This window comes from Gordonia sp. YC-XJ4 (assembly GCF_059511865.1).
The window spans coordinates 1,820,620-1,846,052 of record NZ_CM183447.1 but is presented as its reverse complement, the minus strand read 5'-3'; the positions used below and the strand labels follow the sequence as shown (position 1 = coordinate 1,846,052).

The window sequence follows — 25,433 nt, the reverse complement described above, 5'->3', positions numbered from 1 at the left end:
GTGACGACGATCCTTCGCTCAGCACCCGCCGCATGGATGCGATCCGCCGACGACGATCCGAGGCGGCCGTGGCATGCTGTTGACGCGCCCCTATAGCCCAATTGGCAGAGGCAGCGGACTTAAAATCCGCCCAGTGTCGGTTCGAGTCCGACTGGGGGCACCACGGGTGACGAGCCTTCGCCTCGGCCACGGCCGACGAGCGAGCACCTCGCACGCATCGGCTCCCATGAAGCAGTCGTCCCGATATCCGGTCCCCGCCGCCACCGAGAAAACAGGCGCAATCGAATCGGCCGAAACGGCCATAACGCACTCCAGCAATATCCGCGAAAGCGGCACACCCGTCGGGAGAATATCAGCCACCAAGAGGAATCAATGGGCTTGGCCACCGCTACCGAGGGAAATAATATGGCGAATTCCGCAACAGCTTTCCCACCAGTGATCAATCGGCAAAAGCGACAAACCGATCCACAGCGATATCGCAGCAGAACTCGGGTCTGAATTCTCCCGATATTCGGTATTGGTCTCAACATTTATGCGCCGGTGCAGCCCCTGGGTTGTACGAGCGAAACGGCGGTAATCGATATTCGGCTCCACCAATAACTGAACACGCGGTTACCGGGAAACAACTGCCTCCCGGTAACCGGTCGTTCACACCCGGTCACTCAGCTGCCGCAGACCTTCATCCCATAGGCCTTCGCCAGTTGGTTGGCCTTGTCGAGCGATGGGTTCTCGAACTGACCCGCCGGGCTGCTGGCGACCGTGGATAGGCCCTGGTCCAGGGCGTTCCAGATGTCGTTGACGGCGGCCTGGTCCTCGGGCGGCGGCGTCAGGGCGCGCAGCTTCTGGAGTTCGGTGCGATATGTGCTGAGAAAGAGATCCTTCTGCTGCTCGGCGCCCGACGGGCCGGCCGGAATACTCGACGCGCTCTGCGACGCCTGGGAATTATCTGCTGCGCAGATGGCGTCGGCGGCTTTGATGAAATCCGGTTTGGACAGGGCCACCGCAGCCACCGATGACGTCGCCGAACTGCTGTCGTCCGTCGACGACGAATCGGAACTCGTCCCGCATCCGGCAAATAGGACAGTGGCGGCCATCGTGGCGGTGGCAGCAATGAGAGTGGAGCGGCGCATCGAATTTCTCCTCGTCGTGAACGGGACACGAAAGTGTCCGATGAACAAATACCGCACTCGTGTTGCCGCTGTCCACCGCTTCTGTATAAAGTCTGCTGACCCCGGATCGGCGATCACCAAATCATCCACATCCGGGAATCCGACATCGACGGACGGCCATATCCACGACCGTGCTCCGACACGGCCATATTCAAGGACCGACTAATTCATGAACGTCATCAACCCGGTGCAGAAGAATACGAAGGCCACGGTCAGTCTGGTGCTGGGGATCGTCTCGATCTTCTGTCTCGGCCTGATCGCAGGAATCCCGGCGATCATCGTCGGTCGTCAGGCGCAGACCGAATCCCCCGTCGGGCACGGCAAGGCCCAGGCCGGGATCGTGCTGGGCTGGATCTCCATCGTGCTGAGCATCATCGGGGTGATCATCGCCGTCACGAGCCACTGAGTCACCACACCCCCGGGCCGATCCCGCCGCGCACTGCGCGGCGGGATCGGCTTTCCGGTGGACGAATGCCACCACGGTGGTCAAGGTGGATAAGCCATCCGCACCAGCAGAGGAGACCCGATGACCACCGCCATCATGCCGAAATCACACGCCGCGGAATTGATCGTCGCCGAACGCATTCGACGGGGCCTGACCTGGGCCGACATCGCCGAGCACATCGACGCACCGCTGGTGTGGACGGTCGCGGCGCTACTGGGCCAACATCCGGTCCCCGCCGACAAGGCGATCACGCTGTGTGCCTTCTTGGGACTCGACGACAGGGTCGTGGAAAGTCTCGTGCGCCAACCGACCCGCACCGCCGACGACGCCGCCGCATCGGACCCGACGATCTACCGTTTCCACGAGGCGCTCGCCGTATACGGCCCGGCGCTCAAGGAACTGATCCACGAAGAGTTCGGCGACGGCATCATGAGCGCCATCAACTTCAGGGTCGACTTCGCGCGCAGATCCGATCCCGACGGCGACCGCGTCGTCGTCACCTTCGACGGGAAGTTTCTCGACTACCGCTGGTAACCGATACCCGTCGGTTCGTCACTGAAGTTCTCGATCACCCGCGCAGTCGTGTATCGCGTTGTAGCGCCGTATGACCGGTTCACCGGGCGGCGACGGCCTCCGCCCGTGAGCGTTCCTTGTTCTGCCCCTTCCACGCATACCCGCCGGAGGCCTCGAACGGGTCCCAGTCGGGTCCGTGGTCCGGCAGGGCCGAACGGTCTCCCAGCACCACGCCGCGACGGAACTCCGCGAGCAGATCGCGTCCCAGGATGTGCGATGCGGTTCCGACACCACCGCGAAGGGTGAACGCGATCCCGTAGAGATACACCGTCGAGGCGCCCGCGAGGAACAGACCGTCGATCTCCGTGCGCACCGACAGACGACGTCCCGGACCGATCTGGTCCTTGGCGTTCTCCGGCCCGTACGGCATGCGCGAGAGCGTGTATCGCTCATGCGACATCGGCGTCGCGGACTCCTGCCACACGATGTGGCCGTCGAGTTCGGGCATCGCGGCGAGGACCCGTTCCATGACCGCCACCTCGATCTCGGCCTTGCGACGGACGTACTCCGGGGACCACTTGTAGGCGGTGCCGGCCATCGGGTCGCCGCCACCCCAGAACTCGTACTCGGCGGGCACCGCGGTGAACGCCTCGATGCTGCTGTGCCCTTCGGCGCCGAAGTGCTTGACGCCCTGCGTCTTCAGCGTCGGCGAACTGATCGCCAGCCAGCCCTGCGGATCCCAGTCCCCGCCATCGAGGAGCCGATAGGTCTCTGCGACGTCGTACCGACCGTGCAGGATGTAGTTGGTTGCCGGCCGGATCGTCGAGATGTCGATGTCGGCGGCGATGTACGTCGAGAAGATGGAGTGGGGGCGCCGGAACCGACGCATGCGGTCCAGGGTGCGACGACGCAGATGCTCGGGGCCGACCAGGTCGAAGAAGGTTCGGTGTGCGTCGGCGTTGCTGATGACGATGTCGGAGTGACAGATTTCGCCGTCGCACAGGGTGACCCCGCGCACGCGTCCATCCTCGACGTCGATCGACGCCACCCGGGCCTTGGTGCGAATCTCTCCCCCGTTGGCCTCGATGACCTCGGCCAGGTTCGCCCCCAATACCTGCCCACCCTGGGTCGGGAAGTATGCCCCCGCCTTGAAGTAGTGCTGCAGCAGCGCCGCCACCAGCAACGCCGGGGTCCGGGCCGGCGGCGTGTTGTGCAGGTGGATCAGTGACAGCAATGCTGCGCGGGCCTCGAGCCCGAGATGGTGACGGTCGAACAGCCTCGCGATGGGCTGCTCGAGGGCCCGGGCGACCAGGGCCGCCTCGCGGGGGCGGGTGGCCAGCGGCAGCACCGCGCGGACCGAATGCGGGACGTCATTGAGACGTTCGAACGCGTCTCCCACCGAACGCAACTCGTGCACACAGCTCGCCAGGCCCGCGGCGTCACCGGGAAACGTCGCGGCGAGTTCGTCGGCGAAGCGATGCCAATCGGTGGGGACGCGGAAGGTGTGGTCCGGGAACGAGACGGTGTCCATGCCATCGTCGTCCATCCGCGACCATTCGATGCGGTCCTCGACCCCCAGGCCGCGCAGCACCGCGGGGATGAAGTTGTCCGATCCCGGGACGCATCCCCCGACATAGTGGACGCCACAATCGAACTCCCACTTGCCCTTACGCCGGAATACCTGCGAACAACCACCGAGGATCTCGTGTTGTTCGAGAACCAGGACCGACTTGCCCGCAGCGGCCAGGCATGCCGCCGCCGACAATCCGCCCAGACCCGACCCGATGACGATCACATCGTGGCGCCGCGGCGGGGCCGGGCGATGTGAGCGGGCTGTGCGCACCAGTTCGTCGGCGTCGACGATCTTGCGTCGCGGGCTTCCGACGTCGCTGCCGTCGAGCCGTTCGCGGATGTCGATGCCGCGCCAGCCGGGCAAGGTGGTGACCTCGGGTCGGCGCTGGTGCACCCAGGTGTCCAGCGCCGCGCGGTCACGCACACCCGCTCGCGGCAAGCGGTCCGCGTCGAGGTCGGCCAGCAGCGAGCGCACGGTGTCTCGGGCGCACTTCTTGTTGGTGCCGATCACGCCGACCGGACCCCGTTTGATCCATCCGCTGACGTAGACACCGGGCATGTTCTCCACCCGACCGTCCACATTCGGGATCACCCCTCGTGCGGAGTCGAACGGGATGCCGGGCAACGGTTGTCCGCGATATCCGGTGGCGCGCACCACGACACCGGACGGCGGCGTTTCGGTGTCCCCGGTCTGCTCGACGGTCCAGGAATCACCGACCCTTCGGTTGCGCATCACCCGGACGGCCTCGACGCGCTGCTGTCCGATCAGGGCGACCGGCGCTGCGAGGAACCGCAGCACTATTCGGCGGTTGTCGTCGAGGGGTGTCGTCTGCGAGTACCGGATCAGGCTGTCGTGCTTTCGCCGCAGTGGCCCGGCGGCCGGAATGTCCTCGACCGTCGCCAGCTCCTGCGGGTGCGCGACGACGTCGACGCCCGGGAGGTCACCGAGTTCCTCGAGTTCCGCGGCGGCGAACGCACCGGCCAGGTGCCCGCGCCGACCGAGAACCACCACCTCCCGAATCCTGCTGTGCTGCAGTTCCTCGGCGGCATGTTCGGCGATGTCGGTCCGACGCAGTGTGGCCGGCGGCGTGGCGAGGACACGAGCGACGTCGAGCGCCACGTTCCCGTTGCCGATGATGACCGCACGTTCGGTGTCGAGATCGAGATCGAGTGCCGCGTATTCGGGAGTTCCGTTGTACCAACCGACGAACTCACGCGCCGACAGGCTGCCCGGCAACTCCTCACCCGCAATTCCCAGGGGCGCATCGGCGGCGGCGCCGACCGCCAGGATGACCGCGTCATACCACCGGGCGAGCTCATCGACGCCGATGTCCCGGCCGACGTCGATGTTGCCCCAGAACCGGAATCCTTCTCGGGTGGCGACGGATTCGAAGAGGTGACCGATGAGCTTCTTGTCCGGATGATCGGGTGCGACGCCACCCCGGATCAGTCCGAACGGCGTCGGCAGCTTGTCGAACATGTCGACCTCCATCGGCCGATCGGTCAAGGAGACCATTCGTCCGTCGAGGTAGGTTCCGGCGATGCCGGCCGAGAGCAGATGATGCGCGGTGTACATCCCCGCGGGCCCCGATCCCACCACCGCGATGCGGTAGGACTCGGGCGCGATCACTTCAGGCCTCCGGTGAAGTAGTCGCGATTGATCTGTTCGTAGGCCTTCCACCGCGCGGGCAGTCGGTCGGCGTCGAACACCGCATCGATCGGGCACGCCGCCACGCACGCGCCGCAGCCGATGCAGGTGTCCGGATCGATGAACAGCTGTTCCACCCTGTCGAACTCCGGATCGTCGGGCGACGGATGGATGCACCCGACCGGGCACGATTCCACACAGGAGTAGTCGGCGATACAGGGTGCAGCGATGACAAACGGCATATCGATCCTCGGGTTCCCTTCGGGCTGTGCGCTGGATCACAAGCCTAGGAGCGGTGTCGGGGTCTGCCATCTCCCGCGAGGGCTACTTGCCTATCCCGATGGGGGGTGTCCGACTCGTCTCGACCGAGCGAGGGTCCGGGCGGTCACCGGTTCCGGTGGCCACGCGAGCGGATCGCGAAGCGACCACGAATCCCGTTCCCTCGCAGAATCGGAACCCCCGTCTGCACCCCGTACCCCACCACCGCGATCAGGGCCAGGGCAAGCAGGAACGTCGGTGGCGGATGGGCCAGCTCCCAGGCGAAGACGACGGCGAACAGCGGTGCTCGTTGGGAGAAACCCAGGAACGCCGCGGCGGCGAGCAGGGAGACCGCGGCGGGATTGATGTCCCAGCCGGTCCAGTGCTCGGCCAGGATCGCGACGGCCGCACCGAACGCGGCGCCGGTGGCCAGTGCCGGGGTGATCAGGCCGCCAACCGCACCGGCGCGCAGATGGGTGGCGGTGAGGACGGGTTTGAGCAGCGCTATGGCCGCCACCGTGAGCAGAGGTCCGCCGCCGCCGAGTGATTCGGTGATGATGGACTTGCCGTTGCCGGGTAGTTCGGGAAACCATAATGCGCTGATGCCGGTCAACGCACCGGCACCGGCCAACGCCGGGATCAACCACCATCCCGAGACCGGTTGTCGCTGAACATGACTCATCAGTCGCGAGAACGCCGCACCCAGGGCCATGCTCGCCGCCACGGCGGCTGGTGCCACCACCGCGACCGCCGCGGTGAGATCAGCGCCGGGCCAGACGAATGTCGGCCGATCGCCGACAACCGGCCACGCCGCGACGACGGCCAATACCGACGTCAACGTCGCGGTGAGCACCTCGCGAGGGCGCCACGAATGCAGCAGGAGCTGGATGGTGAACAAGGCGCCGGCCAACGGCACGTTGTACACCGCACCGAGCCCGGCGCCGGCCGCCGACGCCAGCAACACCCGGATGTCCGATTCCGGCAACGGGATTCGACGGAGGACGAGGTCTGCGGCGACGGCCGCGAACTCGCGGGCAGCTCCCTCTCGTCCCAGCGATGCCCCGGTCCCGACCAGCAGGATCTGCAGCGACGAGTCGGCGGCACGAGGAGCCGTCGCCACGGGCTCCCCGCGCTCGATCGCGACGGTCAATGGGATCAGTTGCCGACGACGTCGCAACCACCACCAACCGGCACCGGCGAGCGCCCCACCGACCACGGGCCCGGCCACGCGGCGCCAGGCGGTCGCTGCGCTGATCCCGTCGAGCAGTGTGCCCGACCAGTAACCGAACGTCACATGCTGAATCGCCTTGAGTACCACGGCGGTGGCGCCACCGGCGAGACCGGCCAGCACACCCGCGGCGATCACGCCGAGCACGAACCAGCCGAACCTACGCATCACGCTGTCCATGATGCGGCACCGTCACCCGGCGAGCCGGGATCGCGGTCGGCGATGCACCCGCCAAGAGGTGTCGGCGAGGCACCCGCCAAGAGGTGTCGGCGAGGCACTCGCCAAGGGGTGCCGGCGAGGCACTCGCCAAGGGGTGCCGGCGAGGCACTCGCCAAGGGGTGCCGGCGAGGCACTCGCCAAGGGGTGCCGGCGAGGCACTCGCCAAGGGGTGCACTGACCCGCTGACCTGATGGCCAGTCGCGGAACAGGATTGTCGACCAATCATTGTGACCCCGGACACAACGCGCCTACGTTGACGATCGGCATCGCCGATGAATGCCATTCTCTCCGCGAAGGACACCCCCATGACCGACGTTGCACTTGCCCCACCCGACGTGATCACCACCGCCGATACCGCACCGCCGGCGCCCGTGGGCAATCCGGCGACCATCGGCGTCCCGACCTTCATCGTCGGATCGGTGGCACTCGGGATGGTGCTGATCGGATTCGTCCCGGCGACAGCGGTCGGCGCGTCGATTCCGATCATCTTGGCCGCCACCGGAATCGGACAACTCGTCGCCGCCGTGTGGGCATTGTCGCTCGCGCAGAACGCCGTGGCCGCGGTCTTCGGCATCTTCGCCGGATTCTGGCTCAGCTACGCAGCACTCGTGCTCGGTCTCGCCCACAACTGGTACGGCGTCGGAGCCGACAACGCCGTGGCCACGCAGGAGGTGTTCCTCACCTCGTGGGTGGTGGTGATCGTGATGCTGACCTTGGCCACCTTGCGCCTTCCGTTCGCGTTCACCCTGCTCTTCGTCCTCATCGACGTCGCACTGATTCTGGTCCTGGTGGCCACCGCGCAGGGCAGTAGCACCATTCAGACGGCCGCAGGTTGGGTGGTGTTCGCCTTCGCCGCGGTCGGCGCCTATCTGTTCTTCGACGCGATGTCGAGTTCCACCGGCGGCTCGGCGCTGCCACTGGGACGTCCACTGCTGTCGTGAGCTCTGGTGTCGTGACCCCTGCTGTCGTCGTCTCCTGTGCGCACGACCTCCGGCGTCGACGTCAGCGTCGGCGCCGTGGGGGCACCGCGTAGCAGTGAGGCGACGGCCGCACAGATCGACAACCCGATCGAGGCGACGAAGACGATGACGAGTCCGTCGTGGAACGGTCCGGACAACAGATCAGGGAAGAACTCGTGACCGGTGAGTGCCTGCTGCTGGGCCGTACTCAGGTGACCGAGCACTCCGGTGCCGGCGAGGAGATGTTCAATCGGATTGACGCCCAACAGCGCCGAGAACAGCGAAGCCACCGGAGGCAGATTGGCGACCTCACCGGCGACCCCGGCGGGCACACCCTGCTGCTGCAATCCCGCTGACATGGTCTCGGGCAGATGCGCGGCGAGGCCCACGATCATCAACGAGAAGAAGACACCGATCGACAGTGCGGTCCCGGAGTTCTGGAAGGTGGCCCGCATCCCGGACGCCACCCCTCGATACCGGGCGGGAACGCTTCCCATGATCGAGGAGGTGTTGGGTGCGGCGAACATGCCGGTGCCGATTCCGTTCAGCGCGATCAACAACGCAAACGCCCAGTACGGGAACACGATCGGCAGGAACAACAGGCCGACGAAACTCGATCCGAAGAGCACCATGCCGACCGTGGCGAAGCCGCGGGCACCGAACCGATCCGAAAGCGCACCGGTCAGCGGGCCGGCGACGAAGAACCCGCATGTCAACGGCAGCATGAAGATTCCCGCCCACAGCGGGGTGTCGGCGAAATCGTAGCCGTGCAGCGGCAACCAGATGCCCTGCAGCCAGATGATCAACACGAACTGGAGTCCGCCCTGCGCCAGCGACGCACACAGTGCCGCCAGGTTTCCGGCGGTGAAAGCCCGAATCCGGAAGAGCGTCAGCTCGATCATCGGTTCGGCCACCCGACTCTCGATGAGACCGAAGGCGATCAAGGACACCACGCCCCCGACCAGCAGCGCCACCACGACCGGATTCTCCCAGCCCATGGTGTGATCGCCGTAGGGCTGCAGTCCGATGGTGATGGCGATGAGTATCGCCGAGAGACCGAACGCGAACGTCCCGTTGCCCCACCAATCGATCCGCCCCGGATGGCGTTCGCCGTTGTCGCGGAGTTTCCGGTAGGCCCATACCGTGAAGAAGACGCCGACCGGGACATTCACCCAGAACACCGCCCGCCAATCCCACGCGGCCAGCAGACCGCCGAGGACCAGTCCGCTCAACTGTCCGGCCAGCGCGGCAACCTGATTGAGCCCCAACGCGAATCCCCGGCGATCCGGCGCGAACGCATCCGTGAGGATGGCAGCCGAATTGCCGGTGAGCATCGATCCGCCGAGCGCCTGCAGCAACCGCCACGCGATCAGCCAGATCGCCGCGCCGGACGCGTGAAAAGGGTCGAACGACAACAGGATCGACGCGACGGTGAAGACCGCGAATCCCGCGTTGTAGATCCGTACGCGGCCGAACATGTCTCCGAGCCGGCCCAGGGTCGTGACAGCCACCGCCTGCACCAGGCGGTAGCCCATGATCATCCAGAGCAGGAAACCGATGTTTTGTGACGCCAACGGGTCCAGTCCGATACCGCGGAAGATGGCGGGCAGCGAGATGATGACGATCGACCCGTCGAGCGCCGACATGAACACCGCGGCAGTCGTGTTCGACAGCGCCACCCACCGGTAGCCGGGGTCGTCGGTGACCGTCCGCTCGCCCGTCGGCGCGCTCACAGGGCCTCGGCCACCCGGTCGAGCAGCGGCAAAGCTGCGGCGACGACCCGGATCTCGTCGGCGTCGAGGACCGAGGTCATCGCGGTCGCGATGGCCTGGGTGCGATGATTGCGCCGATCACCGAGCACCGCACGGCCTTTGGCGGTCAGTCGCAGCACCGCCCGCCGACCGTCGGCGGGGTCGGGAGCCTTGGCGACGAGTCCCCCGGAGAGCAACGACGAGATCGTGACCCCCATCGACTGTGGCGTGATCTGTTCGCGGCGAGCGAGCTCCGCGGCGGTGCTCTCACCGTCGCGGTCCAGGCGCGCCAACACCGTAGTCTCCGGGACACTCGGATCGTCGAGGTTGCGATGGGCTCGGAGCCGACGCAACAGCACGCCCAGCGTGAGCCGCAGTCCTGCCGCGACGTCGAGGATGTCGTCATCGGTCATGATCGACAGCCTAGGCTTATCAGTTTTGGTTGATCAAATGGCTCGTATCGCGCGAACAGCGCATTTCCGACAGCGCCCGATCCCCGGGGCTCGAAACCTCAGTGCACCTGCTCCAGGAGCCGCAGCCATACCTCGCTGACCGTCGGATACGACGGCACCGCGTGCCAGAGCTGTTGCAGCCGAACCCTTCCCACGACCGCCACCGTTGCCGAATGCAGCAGTTCGGCGACCTCGGGGCCGACGAAGGTGACTCCGACGATCAGATCGCGGGACCGGTCGATCACCAGTTGTGCATGACCTCGATAGTTGTCGCGTTCGAGGGACGATCCGGCGACCGCGATGTCGAGCGCCGAGATCTGTACATCGATGCCCGCGTCGCGCGCGGCGCGTTCGGTGAGTCCGACGCTGCCGACCTGCGGTCGCGTGAAGACCACCTGGGGCACGGCGCCGTGATCGGCCAGGGCGCGATAACGGGGGTCGACGAGATCGGTGCCGTCGGCGCGGGCGGCGATCACCTCGCCGGCGACCCTGGCCTGGTACTTGCCCATGTGTGTCAAGGGCGCACGCGAATTCACGTCGCCGACCGCATAGAGCCATGAATGCTCGCCGACGGTGAGATGATCGTCGACGTCGAGTGGTCGGTGCGGATCGATGCCGAGGACCTCGAGACCGAGGTCGGCGGTCGCGGGTGCGCGACCGGCGGCGACGATGATCTCGTCGACCTCGATCTCATCGGTCACCGCGCCGTCGCGATCGGCGATGTGCACTCGGACCGGTCCACCGTGGAGCCGACCGTATCCGGTGTCGCGGGCGTCGTCCCTACCCACCTCGGCGATCGTGGCGCGCAGTCGCACATCGACGCCGCGCTCGGACAGTGCGTCGGCAACCCGTTGTCCGGCAAAAGGTTCCGCGCTCGCGAGGAGGCGATCCCCACGGACCACCAGGGTGACCGCGGAGCCGAGGTCGGTGAGCCACGTCGCCGCCTCGCACGCCACCACGCCGCCGCCGAGGATCGCCACCCGGCGCGGCACGTCGGTCAGGTTGGTGGCGTCACGGGAAGTCCAGGGCAGCGCGGCGGCCAGACCCGGGATCGGCGGGATGGTGGCGGTACTGCCGGTCGCCAGGACCACCGCCCGGCGTGCGCGCAGCCGCCGGACCCCCTCGGTGCCACTCACCTCGACCTCCCGCTCCCCGACCAGCCGCGCGCGCCCACGGATGACATCGATGCCGGCCGATCGCGCCCACTGCACCTGGGAGGCGTCGTCGCGATGGGAGGTGAAGTCGTCACGCCAGGCCATCAGCGCGCCGCGGTCCGGGCTCATCGACGCCAGCGACGGACGAGCACCGGGAAGACCGGCAGCCCCGTCCAAGGCGGCACCCGCCCCGAGCAATGCCTTACTGGGCATGCACGCCCAATACGAGCACTCCCCGCCGACGAGTTCGTGGTCGATGATCGCCGCGGTGCGGTCGCTTCCGCGGATCGCGTAATCGGCCGCGTTCTCCCCGGCCGGGCCTCCGCCGATCACCAGGACGTCGTAAGTCGCTGTCGTGGACATCCCTCCACCGTAGGCGCGCCGCGATGCGGGATTCGACAACTCCGGCAATCCCGGCGACACTCCTCCGCGAGCACCTCGAGGTGCTAGGGTGCTGAGGGATTCGCGGGCATCACAGCGGATTCACCCGCCGTTGGTGTGGGTCGGATACCGTCCGCGGGTCATGGCGGGGCACAGCCTGCCCCGTGGGACTCGACGAGGAGATGAGGGTTCATCGATGTTTGCAGGACTGGGTCGGCGTGAATTCCTGAGGCGTGTCGCCGCAACCGGCGGGGGCGCGTTGCTCACCTCGTGGGCTGCACCGATCATCGACAAGGCCTATGCATCGGCCGATCCCGGCGGGACCGGATCACTCGCCGACATCGAGCACATCGTGCTCTTCATGCAGGAGAACCGCTCGTTCGACCACTACTTCGGAACCTATTCCGGCGTACGGGGTTTCGGTGAGGAATCCACCAAGTGGAAGCAGTACGGATGGGCACCGGGCAAGGGCCCGACGCCCAGCGGCTACACCATGCCGTTCCGGCTGGACACCACCGCGGGGCCCAACCTCGACGGCGAGTGCATCAACGACCCCGACCATTCGTGGGCCGGCTTGCACCAGGCCTGGAACGGCGGCCGCAACGACGGCTGGCTCCCGATGTCGATCAAGTCGGTCGGCCCCGACAACGCCCCGGCACTGATGGGCTACTACGAACGTGAGGACATCCCGGTCCACCGCTCGCTCGCCGAGGCCTTCACCCTGTGCGACGGCTACCACTGCTCGGTGCTCGGACCCACCGACCCCAATCGCCTGTACTGGATGAGTGCAACCCTCGATCCGGAGGGCCGCCACGGCGGGCCGCTCCTCGAAACCCCCACGCTCATCCCCAAGTTCGTCTATTCGTGGCGAACCATGCCGGAGAACCTCCAAGAGGCCGGGGTGAGCTGGAAGATCTACAACAACAAGGACTTCGGGCCGGTCTCGTCGGTGATCCTCGACGGCATGATGGGCTGCTTCAAGCAGGCCCAGGACCCGAATTCCGAACTCGCCAAGCGCGGTATCGCCCCCACCTACCCCAACGACTTCGCCGCAGACGTCAAGGCCAACCGCCTGCCGAAGGTCTCCTGGGTGATCCCACCGGCGATGGAATGCGAGCATCCGGCATTGCCCGCCGCCCTCGGCGCCGTCGGCATCGTGCAACTCCTCGACATCCTCACGTCCAATCCGGCGGTGTGGGAAAAGACCGCCCTGATCATCAGTTACGACGAGAACGGCGGCTTCTTCGATCACGTCACCCCGCCGACGGCACCTCCGGGTACCGCCGGCGAGTACGTGAGCGTCGGCGATCTCAACCGGTTCCCGGCAGCCAAGGGCATCCGCGGCCCCATCGGCCTCGGCTATCGCGTGCCCTGCTTCGTGATCTCGCCCTACAGCCGTGGCGGACTCGTGGCCTCGGAGACCTTCGACCACACCTCGCAGCTGAGGCTGATCGAGAAGCGGTTCGGCGTCGACGTGCCCAACCTGACGGCGTGGCGCCGTGCGACCGTCGGCGACATGACCTCGGCCTTTGACTTCGGCAGTCGGCCGAATTCCGCGCGGCCGCACTTCGGCGACCCCAATCCCGACGCGCAGAACGCATTGCTGCAATGCGGTCCCAACATCGCGGCGGGTACCGCCGGGCACGGCCGGCCCTACCCGGTCCCGCCGAATTCGATGCCGCGCCAGCAGCCGGGAACCCGACGAGCACCGACCGGGTGACCGTCGCCGCGGGATGACCGTGATGTACTCGGACCATGATCGGTACGCGTGATCAGGGCCGCTGTCCGCAGGTGCTCGCAATGAGTAACGGCGCCGTCGCCGGGCTCACCATCGGCATCTCGGTGTATGCCGCAGCGATCCTCATCGCCGTCGGCCTCGGCATCAGCGCCGCACGTCAGGGCCGTCGCCGTACGGCCATCGCGTGTGCGGTCGTCGTCGGGGTCCTCACCGTCGCGGGAGTGATCGTGGCCGTCGCGAGCAGCGTCGCCTGAGACGCGTGTGACCGGAGGTGACTCGCGCCACGATTCGCCCATTCTCGCCGCAACCGTGTAGCGTTGGCCAACGAATGACCCGCCCAGCGCGGAGTCAGACGTCGTAGAACGACTGTTTTCGGCGGTCCCACCCGGGCCTACTGGCCTGCCGGTCGGAGAGAACCGCCTCGATCACTCCACTTCATACGGCGAACGAATGCGCGGACCCGCGCGTTCGCCATCCCTCTCGCGGATGTGGGTGATCCCTGCGCCGTGAGACTGCCCGAAAGGCACCACACGTATGACGACATTCGCATCCCTCGGTGTACCCACCGCACTCGTCGAGGTACTCGCCGCCGACGGCAAGACCGAGGCGTTTCCCATCCAGGCCGACACCCTGACCGACACCCTCGACGGTGCCGACGTCCTCGGCCGTGGCCGTACCGGCTCCGGCAAGACCCTGGCCTTCTCCATCCCGCTGGTCGCCGGACTGGCCGAGATGGAGGTCACCCGCACCCCGGGTGCACCGACCGGACTGGTCCTGGCCCCCACCCGTGAGCTGGCCACCCAGATCGCGACGGCCATCGAACCCCTCGCAGCTGCGCTGAGCCTGCGCGTCACCACGATCTTCGGCGGCGTCAGCCAGAAGCGTCAGGAAGACGCGATGCGCCGCGGCGCCGACATCGTCGTCGCCTGCCCCGGCCGCCTGGAAGACCTTGTGCAGCAACGCATCGTGCGTCTGGACAACGTCGAGATCACCGTGCTCGACGAGGCCGATCACATGGCCGACCTCGGCTTCCTGCCCGCCGTCACCCGCATCCTCGCGGCCACCCCCGCCGACGGACAGCGGATGCTGTTCTCGGCCACCCTCGACAACGGCGTCGACAAACTCGTCAAGCGATTCCTGAACAAGCCGGTGATGCACTCGGTCGACGACTCCTCCTCGCCCGTCGAGCAGATGACCCACCACGTCTTCGAGGTGGCGGGCGCCGGCGACAAGACCGCATTGATCAACACCCTCGCTTCCGGCACCGGCCGACGAATCCTGTTCACCCGCACCAAGCACCAGGCCAAGAAGCTCGCGAAGAAGCTGACCGCCGACGGCATTCCCGCGGTTGATCTGCACGGCAACCTGTCGCAGGCACAGCGCGACCGCAGTCTGGCCGCCTTCGGCAACGGCTCGGTCCGGGTGCTCGTCGCCACCGACGTCGCCGCACGCGGTGTGCACGTCGACGGCATCGAGCTGGTCGTGCACGTCGATCCGCCGGCCGAGCACAAGGCCTACCTGCACCGCTCGGGTCGTACCGCGCGTGCCGGCAACGCCGGTGACGTCGTCACCGTGTGCCTGCCCGAGCAGCGCCGGGACCTGCGTTCGCTGCTGCACAAGGCGAAGATCCAGGTGACCCCGCAGCGTGTGGACGCCGGCTCCGACGCCGTCGTCACCCTCGTCGGCGAGCGGGCCGCCCATGTCACGCCCGCCCCCGAGCAGCCCGCGCCGCAACGGCAGGCGCGCGGACCGCGTCGATCCGGCGGCCAGTCCGGCGGACGCAACCGCGGTGGCGCCCGCGCCGGGAGTCGCGACGGTGGCGGCCACAGCGGCGGCCGCGCGCGCAGCGAGCAGTCCGGCGGCCAGAGCTCACGGTCACGCTCGGGCAACGGTCACCGGTCGGCGACCGGCCACCCGGAGTCGAGCACCCCTCGCACCGGAACCGCCGCGCGGTCCGGTGGGGCCCGCAGCCGCGACGGACAGAGCAATGCACGGCGCGGCAACGGCCGCAACGGCAACGGCCAGGTCGCACGTCGACACACCTCGTCGTCGGCTCGCTGATCACACTCGCGTGACCCGCGTCACCTGCGGGTCGCGGTGAGACAAGCCCCTCATAATTGCACGGGTCTGCAACATTGCAGGCCCGTGCAATTTCCGTACGGTGGGAGTCATGCGTTCCTCCGGCCTGCGTGAGTCCAAGAAGGCGGCCACCCGCCTCGCCCTCGCAGAGGCCGTCCTGACCCTGGCCACCCGCGACGGCATCGACGCGGTGACCATCGACGCCGTCGCCGCCGAGGTCGGGGTGTCGGTGCGTACCTTCCACAATTACTTCACCAGCAAAGAGGACGCCCTCATCGCCTTTGTCGGCGTTCTCCTCGACCGCATCGACGATGGCGTCCGCGCCCGCCCGGAGGGCGAATCACTCTGGGATTCCCTGCGATTCGCAATGACCGAGATCGCCACCGACTCCGACACCGACCCGGAGGCGCTGGTCACCCTGCTGCGCCTGTTCGACACCGAACCCGCCCTGACCGCGCACTCCCGCAGCATCGACCTCGGCGCGTCGATCGACACCCGACTGTCGGCGATGATGGCCGCCCGCGGTGCCGACCCCGAGACCCTGCACCCCCATCTTGCGTTCACCACCGCACTGTGTGCGGCGCGGACCGCGCTCGAATTCTGGTCGGGCACCGCGACACGGTGCACCACTCCGCCCGCGAGATGCTCGACGCCGCTTTCGATCAGCTGGGAGCCGGCATGGCACAACAACTTCCGATCACATCCCCGAGCTTGTCCAACAACTGAGGAGTTTTGTTCCGTGGCAACATTCCTGTCCCGGGTGGGCCGCTGGGCCTACACCAACCGGTTCAAGACGATCGCAGTGTGGATCTTGGTGCTGATCGCACTCGGTGTCGGCGCCGCCTTCCTGTCCAAACCCACCACCGAGAGTTTCTCGATCCCGGGCATTCCGTCCGAGCGGGCGCAGAACCTCATGGTCGAACGCTTTCCGGACAAGCCGAAATTCGGTGACGACGTCAGCGTGACCTACGTGGTGGCCACACCCAAGGGTGCATCGCTCACCGACCCGCGTTACGCCGACGCGGTGCAGCGCATGCTCGACGAGCTCAAGACCGTCGAGAAGGTGAAGAACCCCGACAAGCTCATCAATCCGCTGCAGGTCTACGGCACCCAGGCCAACCCCGGGCCCATCCGTCAGCAGCTGATCGCCTTCCAGGAGAAGACATTCGGCGCCACCCCCGAGGCCGCGGCGGCCACCGTGCAGGCCGGAGCGCCGGTCAACGCCGACGCCACCGCCGTGCAGTTCGGGGCGGGGTTCGATGTCTCGGCCGCCGCGGATGTCACCTCGTCGATGCACGACGCGATGGACAAGGTCGCCCAGACCGGCCGCGACGCCGGCCTGACCGTCGAGATGAAGGGCACCGCCACAAGCGGATTCAAGCTCAGTGAAACCTCGGAGATCATCGGTATCGGGATCGGCGCGATCATCCTGATCCTGACCTTCGCCTCCCTGGTCGCCTGGGGTATGCCGATTCTGACCGCGATCATCGGTGTCGCCGTGGGCATGCTCGGTGTATCCATCGCCACCGGCTTCTTTGACCTGAGCCAGGAAACCCCGGTGCTCGCGACGATGATCGGCCTGGCCGTCGGAATCGACTACGCCTTGTTCATCGTCTCGCGCTACCGACACGAGATACACAAGTCGGCGAGCCGCGCCGAGGCCGCCGGACGCGCAGTGGGCACCGCGGGCTCGGCAGTGGTGTTCGCCGGGTCGACGGTGGTGATCGCGCTCGCCGCGCTCGCCGTGGTCAACATCCCGTTCCTGACCGCGATGGGCATCGCCGCCGCGGGCACCGTCATCGTGGCCGTCCTGGTGGCGTTGACGTTGCTGCCCGCGATCCTGGGGCTGTTCGGCAGCAAGGCCTTTGCCGGCCGCCTACGCTTCCTCAACGCCCCCGACGTCACCGGCGATGAGTCGGTGCGCGTGCACAACGGGCAGCGCTACGTGCGGCGGGTGGTGGAGCATCCGCGCGTGATCACCGGTGTCATCGTCGTGCTGCTGATCCTGCTGGCCTTGCCGCTGGTGGGACTCAAACTGGCGTTGCCCAACGACGGCACCTCGGACCCCTCGACCACCCAGCGACAGGCCTACGACCTCGTCGCCGACGAATACGGACCCGGCTACAACGGACCGCTCGTCCTCGTGGTCGACGGACGCGGGGTCACCGGTGAACCCGAACGCGTGCAGGCCTTCGATCGCCTCGTCGATCAGGTGCGCTCCACCAACGGTGTGGCACACGCATGGATCGCCGCCGACGGCATCAACAAGGCCGGCGACACCGTCGAGATCTCCGTGATCCCCTCCAGCGCCGCCGATTCGGACCAGACACACGATCTGGTGACCCACCTACGCGACATGGAGTCCGGCGTCGAGAAACGCACCGGCCTGACGTACGGGGTCACCGGGCAGACGGCGATCGAACTCGATGTCTCCGACCGGTTGTCGAGTTCGCTGATCCCCTACGTGCTGATCGTGGTCGGTCTGGCGTTCCTGATCCTGATCGTGGTGTTCCGCTCGATCCTCGTGCCGCTGGTCGCCGCACTCGGGTTCCTGCTGTCGGTCGCGGCCACCTTCGGTGTCACCGTCGCACTGTTCACCGACGGTTGGGGCGGCCTCATCAGCAACCCGCAGCCACTGGTGAGCTTCTTGCCGATCATGTTGGTGGGCATCGTGTTCGGCTTGGCGATGGATTATCAGGTGTTCCTGGTGACGCGAATGCGGGAAGCCTACGTACACGGCGCCGACGCGAAGCAGGCGGTCGTCATCGGGTACCGGCACAGTGCGCGCGTGGTGGCCGCGGCCGCCGCCATCATGATCTCGGTGTTCGCCGCGTTCATGTTGCAGGACATGCAGTTCATCAAGGTGATGGGCTTCGCACTCGCCATCGCCGTCGTCTTCGACGCGTTCATCATCCGCATGACGCTGATGCCCGCCGTGCTCACCCTGCTCGGCGACAAGGCGTGGTGGCTGCCACGCTGGCTCGACCGCATCCTGCCCAACATCGACATCGAGGGCGAGCAGCTCGGTGCCGGCACGGCACCCGATGACGAGCCCGAACGCGAACCCGTCAGCACCTCACGCTGAATCCTCCGCCGACGGCAACCCGCCGAGCACCGCGGCGTCGGCGCCACGCGAGATCAACTCCGCTCGCGTGGCGTCGAGCCATTGCCGGGCCCACCCTCGGTCGACCGATCCGAGTGCGTCGTACTGTTCCTGCCATGCCGCACGCCGGAAGTCCGGCGTACCCGGCTCGTGGAGCCGGTGGGCCCGCATCTCGGCGATCTGCTCGGCGACGATCCGCACGAACTCCTCACGATCGGTGGCCACCCGATCGGAAATGACCTGTCCCCGTTCCCGGCTCATCAGATGCCAGGAGCCGTCCGGCGCCTGCCAGCAGGACGGGAAGCCATCGTCGCGCACGAATCCGAGTTCCGGCACATCACCGGGCCGGGCGTCCATCCGGCGCGCGAGGTCCTCGATGCGTGCGCGCGTCTCGTCGTCGAGCAGGTTCGGCGGTCGGGTCACCGCTACTGCGGTCCCGGAAAGGTCTGTTGCAGATAGCCCGCGCATCGCAGCCAGAAGACGTTCACCGTCGCTCCGCACTCCTCGTCCTTCGGTGTGACCACCAGCAGGTCGGCCACCACCTCGTATTGCAGGCCGAGGCTGGGCTGCTCGAATACAGGGGCGATCTTGCCGCTGTAGACCTTCATGGGCTTGAGCACCGTGTAGTCGTGGTAGTTGCACGATTCGGGGTAGTCGCCAACCAGGTTCACCGGGGGCAGGCCACGCTTGGCGTAAGGTGTCCCCTCGGGCGCCAAGAAGTTGCCGTACTCGCTGCCATAGCGGTCGATTCGCGTTCCGGGCGACAGGGTGAACTCACTCTTGATCGGATTGCCGTTGCCGTCGAGCACGTAGCCCTGCTTGTCGGGCCAGTTCCAGGTGTTCTTTCCGACATTCCACCACTTCTTCAGGAAAGATGTGGCGTTGAGCTTTCCGAATCGGTGGTAACCGACCAATTGCGGACCCACCGGAGCCTTGTTCGACAGGGTTTCGGGCCCGAGTCGCTTGTCTCCGTTGAACAGTTCTTTCGAGCAGCCGTGCGTGATTCCCGGAATATCCCAGCCGGATGACCCGAGATCGACCGAACCCGGTGCGGCCGAGGCAATCCCGCCGCCCGAGAGAATGATCGAGACAGAAACGCACAGAATCAACAGAACTCTGCGACGAACCATGGCCGCGCCTTTCTACAAAGGTGCTCGTCACCATGGCGAGCTGCACAGATCTTAACCGCGCCTCTCTATTTGTACAGCCCGATCTCAGAGAAGCGCAGTCCTAATCGACCGCCATCTCCCCCAGTTCCGACCAGTCGTCCTGATCGACGGTGGTGTTGATGATCTTCGGGGTCTCGGCAAGATAGGCCGGCAGCTCGGCGGTGGCCTTCGCGAAGTGATCGCTGTTGACGTGGGCTCCCGCGGCGTCGTCGTCGAAGGCCTCGATGAGGACGTAGGCGTTCGGGTCGTCGATGCTGCGCGACCACTCGAACCAGCGATTGCCCGGTTCGGAGCGCGTGGCCTCGGTGAATTCCTTGCTCAGCGACGGCCAGGAGTCGGCGTATTCGGGCTTGATCTTCCAGGTGGCGACGATGTGGATCATGAGGATCAGCCTAGGACGCCAACCGGTCGTTCGGTGCGTCGATCCGTCTCGTTCTGAGACAGTTCACCCGCGCTTACCGACCGCTAGCTCGGGCGCCGTCCGGGAGGGATACTGTGGGGTGGAACACACACGGGCATCAGCCCCGAGACGGAGGACACATGCGCGAGATCACCAAGTTCTACATCGATGGCCAGTGGGTCGAGCCGACCGAGCTGAATCTCATCGACGTGATCAACCCGGCCACCGAGAAGTCGGCGGGTCAGGTCGCCCTCGGCACGGCCGCCGACGTCGATGCCGCCGTCGCTGCGGCGAAGCGGGCCTTCACCACCTGGGGCGTCACCTCCGTCGAGGAGCGCACCGCCGTACTCAACGCCATCGTCGCCGAGTATCAGAAGCGCATGGACGATCTGGCCGCTGCGGTCACCGAGGAGATGGGCGCTCCGGCCGGGTTGTCGAAGGCTGCTCAGGTACCGATCGGGCTGGGTCACCTCATGACCGCCGCGGCGACTCTGCCCACCTATTCGTTCGGTGAGGACCGCGGCAGCCACCGCATCGTCAAGGAGCCGGTCGGCGTGTGCGGGTTCATCACTCCGTGGAACTGGCCGCTCAACCAGGTGATGTGCAAGCTGGCCCCGGCCCTGGCCACCGGCTGCACCGTCGTGCTCAAGCCGTCGGAGATCGCGCCGTTCAGCGCGGCCATCGTGGCCGAGATCATGGACGCCGCAGGCGTTCCCGCCGGTGTGTTCAATCTCGTCAACGGTGACGGGCCGGGGGTCGGTGTCGCATTGTCGTCGCACCCCGACGTCGACATGATCTCCTTCACCGGTTCCACCCGGGCGGGCATCGAGGTCGCCAAGAACGCGGCCCCGTCGGTCAAGCGCGTGGCGCAGGAACTCGGCGGCAAGAGCCCCAACATCATCCTCGACGACGAGGACTTCGCGAAGAACGTCGCCGGCGGCATCGCGACGATGATGCTCAACTCGGGACAGTCGTGTAATGCGCCGAGCCGCATGCTCGTTCCCAACTCGCGGCTCGACGAGGTCGCCGAGATCGCCAAGGCCACCGGTGCCGACCTGACCGTCGGTGATCCCAACAGCAGCGTCCGGCTGGGCCCGGTGGTCTCCGAGGCCCAGTTCGACAAGATCCAGGGTCTCATCGAGCGCGCGATCGACGAGGGCGCCAACGCCGTCATCGGCGGGGCGGGTCGACCGGACGGTCTGGAGACGGGCTTCTATGTCAAGCCGACCGTGTTCACCAACGTCACCAACGACATGGAGATCGCCCGCACCGAGGTCTTCGGGCCGGTGCTGGTGGTGATCGGTTACGACTCGATCGACGAGGCCATCAAGATCGCCAACGACACCGAGTACGGCCTGGCCGGCTACGTGTCCGGCAAGGACCTCGACGAGGTGCGTCGTATCGGTGGGGCGATCCGAGCCGGATCGATCTCGCTCAACGGCGCGCAGGTCGACCCGGCCGCCCCGTTCGGCGGCTACAAGAAGAGCGGCAACGGCCGCGAGTGGGGCGGCGACTACGGCTTCGAGGACTTCCTCGAGGTCAAGTCGCTGCTGGGCTACAGCGCCTGACCCATCGGGCACAGCGTCGCATGGCGGCGCCTCGGGTACCGCCGACAGCGCTCGCCATCTCGGGGGGCGCCGTCGGCGGACAACTGCGGCCCGTAACGACCCATCCGCTCCGCGGCGGGCGGCGAACAACGGGTGACCGACCCCATCCGAGGAGGCCCCATGACCGTCGCCGCATCGCTGGCACGCGTGATCGAAGACCGGATCGGCGGCGACCTGCCGGTGCATCTGACCGCGTGGGACGGCAGCACCGCCGGCCCCGACGACGCACCCCACGTCGTCCTCTACAGCCGGGATGCGTTGCGGCGCATGCTGTGGCATCCGGGCGAACTCGGTGCGGCGCAGGCCTATGTGACCGGCGAACTCGACGTCTCCGGCGACCTCGACGAGGCGCTGACCCACCTGTGGGCGGCGGTCACCGAGCGCGGTCTCGGGCCGATCCGTCCGACACCCCGTCTGCTGTTCGACCTCGCCCGACTCGCCGTCACCCACCGGCTTCTCGGCCTGCCGTTGGCCCCGCCGGCAACGCAGGCGCGGGTGCGCGGGCGACTGCATTCGCGTGCCCGGGACCGGGCCGCGATCAGCCATCACTACGACCTGTCGAACGACTTCTACGCGTTGCTCCTCGACGAGCACATGGCGTATTCGAGCGCGTTGTGGACCTCCGACGATCCCGGATACTCGCTGGCCGATGCACAAGCCGACAAGCTGGATCGGGTGTGCCGCAACGTCGGGCTGGACCAGCTCGAGCCGGGAGCCCGCCTCCTCGACATCGGATGCGGGTGGGGTTCGCTGTCGCTGTATGCAGCCCAGCACTATGGCACTCGCGTCGTCGGTGTGACGATCGCCGCCGAGCAGAAACAGTTCATCGACGCCCGGATCGCCGAACGCGGCCTCGGCGACCTGGTGGAGATCCGCGTGCAGGACTACCGCGAGATCCCCGACACCGGCTTCGATGCCGTCGCCTCGATCGAGATGGGCGAACATGTGGGGCAACGCAACTACCCCACGTACGCGAAAGTGTTGCACGACAAGGTGATCCCCGGCGGCGGCGTGTGCATCCAGCAGATGTCGCGACGCGCCGGACACCATCCCGGTGGTGGCCCGTTCATCGAGTCGTTCATCGCCCCCGACATGTACATGCGTCCGGTCTCGCAGACGGTCGGCATGCTCGCCGACGCCGGGCTGCACGTGACCGACATCCGGCACATGGGCCAGGACTACGTGCGCACCGTCGACGCGTGGTACGAGACGTTCGAGAAGAACCAGGCCGCCGTCGTCGACCTCGTCGGCGAGGAGATGGCGCGGGTGTGGCGGCTCTACCTCGTCGGCGGGCGTATGGCCTTCCGGGACGGCCGCATGGACGTCGAGCAGATCACGATGCGCCGACCCGCTGGGCCAGCCACCGCGTGAGAGTGCCGATCACCTCGTCCTTTTCGGGCTCGTTGAAGATCTCATGACGCAACCCGTCCCAGATGATCAACGTCTTGTCGGTCGACGACGCCAACTCGTCGACGAGCCGGCTGCCGTCCGGATTGGTGAGCGTGTCCTCGCTGCCGTGCATCACCAGCACCGGCATCCGCAGCGAAGGCAGCCGCGCGGGGAACGACTGCATGGTCGAGACCATCTCGGCTCCGAGACGGGCGGGAATCTTGCCGCGGTGCACCAGCGGGTCGGACTCGTAGTCGGCGACCACCGCCGGATCGCGGCTGATGCTGCCCGAGTCCAGCGCGAGGGTCGGCAGGTTCGGTGCGATCTTGCCCACCAGCTTGGACACCGCGATCAGCGGACCGGGCAGATCGTCACCCGGCATGATCGCCGCCCCGGATAACACCAGTCCGGCAAGGGCTTCGGGGTGATCGAGGGCGTAGTCCAGGGCAATGCACCCGCCCATGCTGTGGCCGATCAAGAAGGTCGGCACGCCGTCGATCGCCGTCTCGGAGACCACCCGAGCAAGGTCGTCGGTGTACTGGCTGAACCGGATGATGCGCATCCGCGCCCCACCGGATCGCCCGTGACCGAGGTGATCGGGAACGGCCACGAGATACCCGGCCCCGGTGAGTGCATCGACGACGTGCCGGTAGCGCCGACCGTGCTCACCCATCCCGTGTGCGATGACAACCACGGCACGCGGCTCACCGGCATCCGGCCGGTACAGGTCGTAGACGATCGTCTCGCCGTGCGCTCCGCGGAACCGTCGTTCTTCGGCTTCCGACATGGTCACCCCAGCCCGATCCGCGACATCACACTGCGTCCGGCCGATTCGATCGCGCCGAGCGGCTTCAGCGCCGTCTCACCCACCGCGACAAGCACTTCCACCCTGCCGACGACCTTCTCCAGACGCGCGACGACGTCGGCCATCCGATCCACGGTCGCATCGACCATGTTCAGGGTCGTACTCAGCTGACCCAGGGTGGAGTTGAGCGATTCGATGGTGCCGTCCAGGTCGGACAGCGTGCGGTCGAAGCCATCGAGCGCCGAGCCCAGATCGGTCAGGATCGTGTCGACCTGCTCGACGGTCACATCCGCGTTGAGTGCGGCCTGCGCCAGCTTCCGGATTCGCTGACGCTCACCGGGACGCGCCCCCACCCCATGCACACCTTTGTCTGCCATGGGTGCCATTATCGCTGTTCGCGCGAGGTGCAGGGGGCAAATGCGGGCACCGACGGTTCAAATGTGCACTGCCGCGAGTCGCTGGGCGCGTTCTGCCAACTCTCGTCGGAGCGCAATCGGCTCGATCACCGAGAGCTCGATGTCGAACGACAGCCACCACAGGATCCGTGTCGCGCGCGCCCCGTCGCCGAAGCGCAGCGTCACGCGCACCCCGTCGGCTGTTTCGGTCGCGTCGGAGTCGGGTTCCACGGACAGGACGGATACCGGTCCACGCGTCAGGGCCTCCACCGATTCCGGTGAGCACGCGACCGTCACGTCGAGCGGCGTGAAACCGGAGCGGAACGCATCCCTACGGCGTTCCCACACCAGCTCGAGATCGACGGAGTCCGCACGGTCGGCGGGCTCGTCGAGAAGGCGCACGTCCGACATCCTCGAGATCCGATACATACGTTCGGCTCCTTGGGAATTCGCGACCAAATACCAGGTGTCGCCGGCGACGATGAGCCCGATCGGATCGAGAACGCGTTCGGCGGGCTCGGCTCCGGGCCGCCGATAGACCACGGCAATCCGCCGGCCTTCGACGACGGCCTGTTGTACCGGCGGCAGCGCATCGAGGTCGTCGGCCGCTTTCACGAATCCGTCCGGGCGCACCAGGATTCGACGGGCCGCGTCGGCCACCTGCCCGCGGTGCGCATCCGGTAGGGATGCCTCGAGTTTGCGTTTGGCCCGCGCCGCCGCCGGCGAGTCGATTCGTCCTCCGCCGGAGAGCAGGGCGATCGATTCGTGCAGCGTCAGTCCCGAGAGGTCCGTCCGATATCCCGGGACCAACGCGAATCCGCCATGGCGGCCCCGTTCGGAGTAGACCGGCACACCGGACAACGACAGCGCCTCGATGTCGCGGAGCACCGTACGTTCGGAGACCTCCAGCTCCGTCGCCAGCTCGGCAGCGGTCATCCGGCCCCGAGATCGCAACAGCATCAGGACCGACAACAACCGCTCGGCGCGCATGCGAGAAGT

General features: G+C 66.9%; 22 protein-coding genes, 1 tRNA gene and 1 pseudogene. 11 read left to right on the top strand and 13 right to left on the bottom strand.

Translation table 11 applies throughout. From position 1 onward, the window contains the following. Positions 1–86: 86 nt before the first annotated feature. Positions 87–163 (top strand) — tRNA-Leu (locus tag AC5ZH6_RS08080). A 499-nt stretch (positions 164–662) separates the two neighbouring features. Here AC5ZH6_RS08080 and AC5ZH6_RS08075 read toward each other — a convergent pair. Continuing rightward, on the bottom strand, positions 663–1,130 hold the full coding sequence (locus AC5ZH6_RS08075) for a hypothetical protein (protein WP_014359398.1): 468 nt from the start codon (positions 1,128–1,130) through the stop codon (positions 663–665). A 208-nt stretch (positions 1,131–1,338) separates the two neighbouring features. On the opposite strand from AC5ZH6_RS08075, the gene AC5ZH6_RS08070 reads away from it, so the two are divergent. Further along, positions 1,339–1,575: a DUF4190 domain-containing protein gene (locus AC5ZH6_RS08070; protein WP_006372328.1), complete on the top strand. Its 237-nt coding sequence runs from the start codon at positions 1,339–1,341 to the stop codon at positions 1,573–1,575. Positions 1,576–1,695: 120 nt separating this feature from the next. Further along, a complete protein-coding gene (gene cynS / locus AC5ZH6_RS08065; protein ID WP_006372329.1) occupies positions 1,696–2,148 on the top strand; it encodes a cyanase in 453 nt (150 codons plus the stop codon). Between the two features lie 79 nt (positions 2,149–2,227). Here the strand turns inward: cynS and AC5ZH6_RS08060 are convergent, their stop codons facing one another. The 3 genes from AC5ZH6_RS08060 to AC5ZH6_RS08050 all read right to left on the bottom strand — a co-directional run bounded on the left by AC5ZH6_RS08060 (position 2,228) and on the right by AC5ZH6_RS08050 (position 7,013). Further along, positions 2,228–5,329 carry an FAD-dependent oxidoreductase gene (locus AC5ZH6_RS08060; protein ID WP_496168895.1) on the bottom strand — a complete coding sequence of 1,034 codons (3,102 nt, stop codon included), beginning with the start codon at positions 5,327–5,329 and terminating at the stop codon, positions 2,228–2,230. Next, positions 5,326–5,589 carry a 4Fe-4S dicluster domain-containing protein gene (locus AC5ZH6_RS08055; protein WP_006372331.1) on the bottom strand — a complete coding sequence of 88 codons (264 nt, stop codon included), beginning with the start codon at positions 5,587–5,589 and terminating at the stop codon, positions 5,326–5,328. Before AC5ZH6_RS08055 ends, AC5ZH6_RS08060 begins: the two co-directional genes overlap by 4 nt. A gap of 143 nt (positions 5,590–5,732) precedes the next feature. After that, positions 5,733–7,013 carry a chloride channel protein gene (locus tag AC5ZH6_RS08050; protein ID WP_496168894.1) on the bottom strand — a complete coding sequence of 427 codons (1,281 nt, stop codon included), beginning with the start codon at positions 7,011–7,013 and terminating at the stop codon, positions 5,733–5,735. 344 nt (positions 7,014–7,357) lie between these two features. On the opposite strand from AC5ZH6_RS08050, the gene AC5ZH6_RS08045 reads away from it, so the two are divergent. Further along, on the top strand, positions 7,358–7,993 hold the full coding sequence (locus tag AC5ZH6_RS08045) for a GPR1/FUN34/YaaH family transporter (RefSeq protein ID WP_496168893.1): 636 nt from the start codon (positions 7,358–7,360) through the stop codon (positions 7,991–7,993). Here the strand turns inward: AC5ZH6_RS08045 and AC5ZH6_RS08040 are convergent. From AC5ZH6_RS08040 to AC5ZH6_RS08030, 3 genes are all read right to left on the bottom strand, one after another. Next, positions 7,918–9,744 carry an MFS transporter gene (locus tag AC5ZH6_RS08040; protein WP_496168892.1) on the bottom strand — a complete coding sequence of 609 codons (1,827 nt, stop codon included), beginning with the start codon at positions 9,742–9,744 and terminating at the stop codon, positions 7,918–7,920. The genes AC5ZH6_RS08045 and AC5ZH6_RS08040 overlap by 76 nt on opposite strands. Then, positions 9,741–10,175, bottom strand: coding sequence for a MarR family winged helix-turn-helix transcriptional regulator (locus AC5ZH6_RS08035; protein ID WP_496168890.1), 435 nt, complete (start codon positions 10,173–10,175; stop codon positions 9,741–9,743). The genes AC5ZH6_RS08040 and AC5ZH6_RS08035 overlap by 4 nt, the downstream gene beginning before the upstream one ends. A gap of 98 nt (positions 10,176–10,273) precedes the next feature. Then, the gene (locus tag AC5ZH6_RS08030; RefSeq protein WP_496168888.1) at positions 10,274–11,731 is read right to left on the bottom strand and encodes a dihydrolipoyl dehydrogenase family protein; all 1,458 of its coding nucleotides are present in this window, start codon (positions 11,729–11,731) and stop codon (positions 10,274–10,276) included. Positions 11,732–11,945: 214 nt separating this feature from the next. On the opposite strand from AC5ZH6_RS08030, the gene AC5ZH6_RS08025 reads away from it, so the two are divergent. From AC5ZH6_RS08025 to AC5ZH6_RS08005, 5 genes and pseudogenes are all read left to right on the top strand, one after another. Further along, positions 11,946–13,469, top strand: coding sequence for an alkaline phosphatase family protein (locus AC5ZH6_RS08025; protein ID WP_414536949.1), 1,524 nt, complete (start codon positions 11,946–11,948; stop codon positions 13,467–13,469). A 35-nt stretch (positions 13,470–13,504) separates the two neighbouring features. Continuing rightward, on the top strand, positions 13,505–13,741 hold the full coding sequence (locus tag AC5ZH6_RS08020; protein ID WP_006373011.1) for a hypothetical protein: 237 nt from the start codon (positions 13,505–13,507) through the stop codon (positions 13,739–13,741). A 280-nt stretch (positions 13,742–14,021) separates the two neighbouring features. Further along, positions 14,022–15,548 (top strand): DEAD/DEAH box helicase, encoded by a 1,527-nt coding sequence (locus AC5ZH6_RS08015; RefSeq protein WP_014359390.1) that lies wholly within the window; start codon positions 14,022–14,024, stop codon positions 15,546–15,548. Positions 15,549–15,657: 109 nt separating this feature from the next. Beyond that, positions 15,658–15,783, top strand: a pseudogene (locus AC5ZH6_RS08010) (TetR/AcrR family transcriptional regulator); the annotation flags it as partial. A gap of 522 nt (positions 15,784–16,305) precedes the next feature. After that, on the top strand, positions 16,306–18,651 hold the full coding sequence (locus tag AC5ZH6_RS08005; protein WP_496169194.1) for an MMPL family transporter: 2,346 nt from the start codon (positions 16,306–16,308) through the stop codon (positions 18,649–18,651). Here the strand turns inward: AC5ZH6_RS08005 and AC5ZH6_RS08000 are convergent. The 3 genes from AC5ZH6_RS08000 to AC5ZH6_RS07990 form a co-directional block, all read right to left on the bottom strand. Continuing rightward, entirely contained in the window at positions 18,643–19,092 is a 450-nt protein-coding gene (locus AC5ZH6_RS08000; RefSeq protein ID WP_014359387.1) for an Imm63 family immunity protein, read from the bottom strand. The genes AC5ZH6_RS08005 and AC5ZH6_RS08000 overlap by 9 nt on opposite strands. A gap of 2 nt (positions 19,093–19,094) precedes the next feature. Next, a complete protein-coding gene (locus AC5ZH6_RS07995; protein WP_496168885.1) occupies positions 19,095–19,799 on the bottom strand; it encodes a TNT domain-containing protein in 705 nt (234 codons plus the stop codon). Between the two features lie 100 nt (positions 19,800–19,899). After that, complete coding sequence (locus AC5ZH6_RS07990) at positions 19,900–20,220, bottom strand: putative quinol monooxygenase (RefSeq protein WP_014359385.1); 321 nt, start codon at positions 20,218–20,220, stop codon at positions 19,900–19,902. Between the two features lie 158 nt (positions 20,221–20,378). On the opposite strand from AC5ZH6_RS07990, the gene AC5ZH6_RS07985 reads away from it, so the two are divergent. Together AC5ZH6_RS07985 and AC5ZH6_RS07980 are read left to right on the top strand one after the other, a co-directional pair. Beyond that, positions 20,379–21,806, top strand: a complete 1,428-nt coding sequence (locus AC5ZH6_RS07985) for an aldehyde dehydrogenase family protein (RefSeq protein WP_006373018.1) — start codon at positions 20,379–20,381, stop codon at positions 21,804–21,806. A 159-nt stretch (positions 21,807–21,965) separates the two neighbouring features. Continuing rightward, positions 21,966–23,216 carry an SAM-dependent methyltransferase gene (locus tag AC5ZH6_RS07980; RefSeq protein ID WP_265077817.1) on the top strand — a complete coding sequence of 417 codons (1,251 nt, stop codon included), beginning with the start codon at positions 21,966–21,968 and terminating at the stop codon, positions 23,214–23,216. Here the strand turns inward: AC5ZH6_RS07980 and AC5ZH6_RS07975 are convergent. From AC5ZH6_RS07975 to AC5ZH6_RS07965, 3 genes are read right to left on the bottom strand one after another with little or no spacing between them, the layout of a single operon-like run. Beyond that, entirely contained in the window at positions 23,179–24,021 is an 843-nt protein-coding gene (locus AC5ZH6_RS07975; RefSeq protein ID WP_094602224.1) for an alpha/beta hydrolase, read from the bottom strand. The genes AC5ZH6_RS07980 and AC5ZH6_RS07975 overlap by 38 nt on opposite strands. 2 nt (positions 24,022–24,023) lie before the next feature. Next, positions 24,024–24,416 (bottom strand): hypothetical protein, encoded by a 393-nt coding sequence (locus AC5ZH6_RS07970; RefSeq protein WP_006373021.1) that lies wholly within the window; start codon positions 24,414–24,416, stop codon positions 24,024–24,026. 57 nt (positions 24,417–24,473) lie between these two features. Then, complete coding sequence (locus AC5ZH6_RS07965; protein ID WP_496168880.1) at positions 24,474–25,424, bottom strand: helix-turn-helix transcriptional regulator; 951 nt, start codon at positions 25,422–25,424, stop codon at positions 24,474–24,476. Between the last annotated feature and the right edge of the window lie 9 nt (positions 25,425–25,433).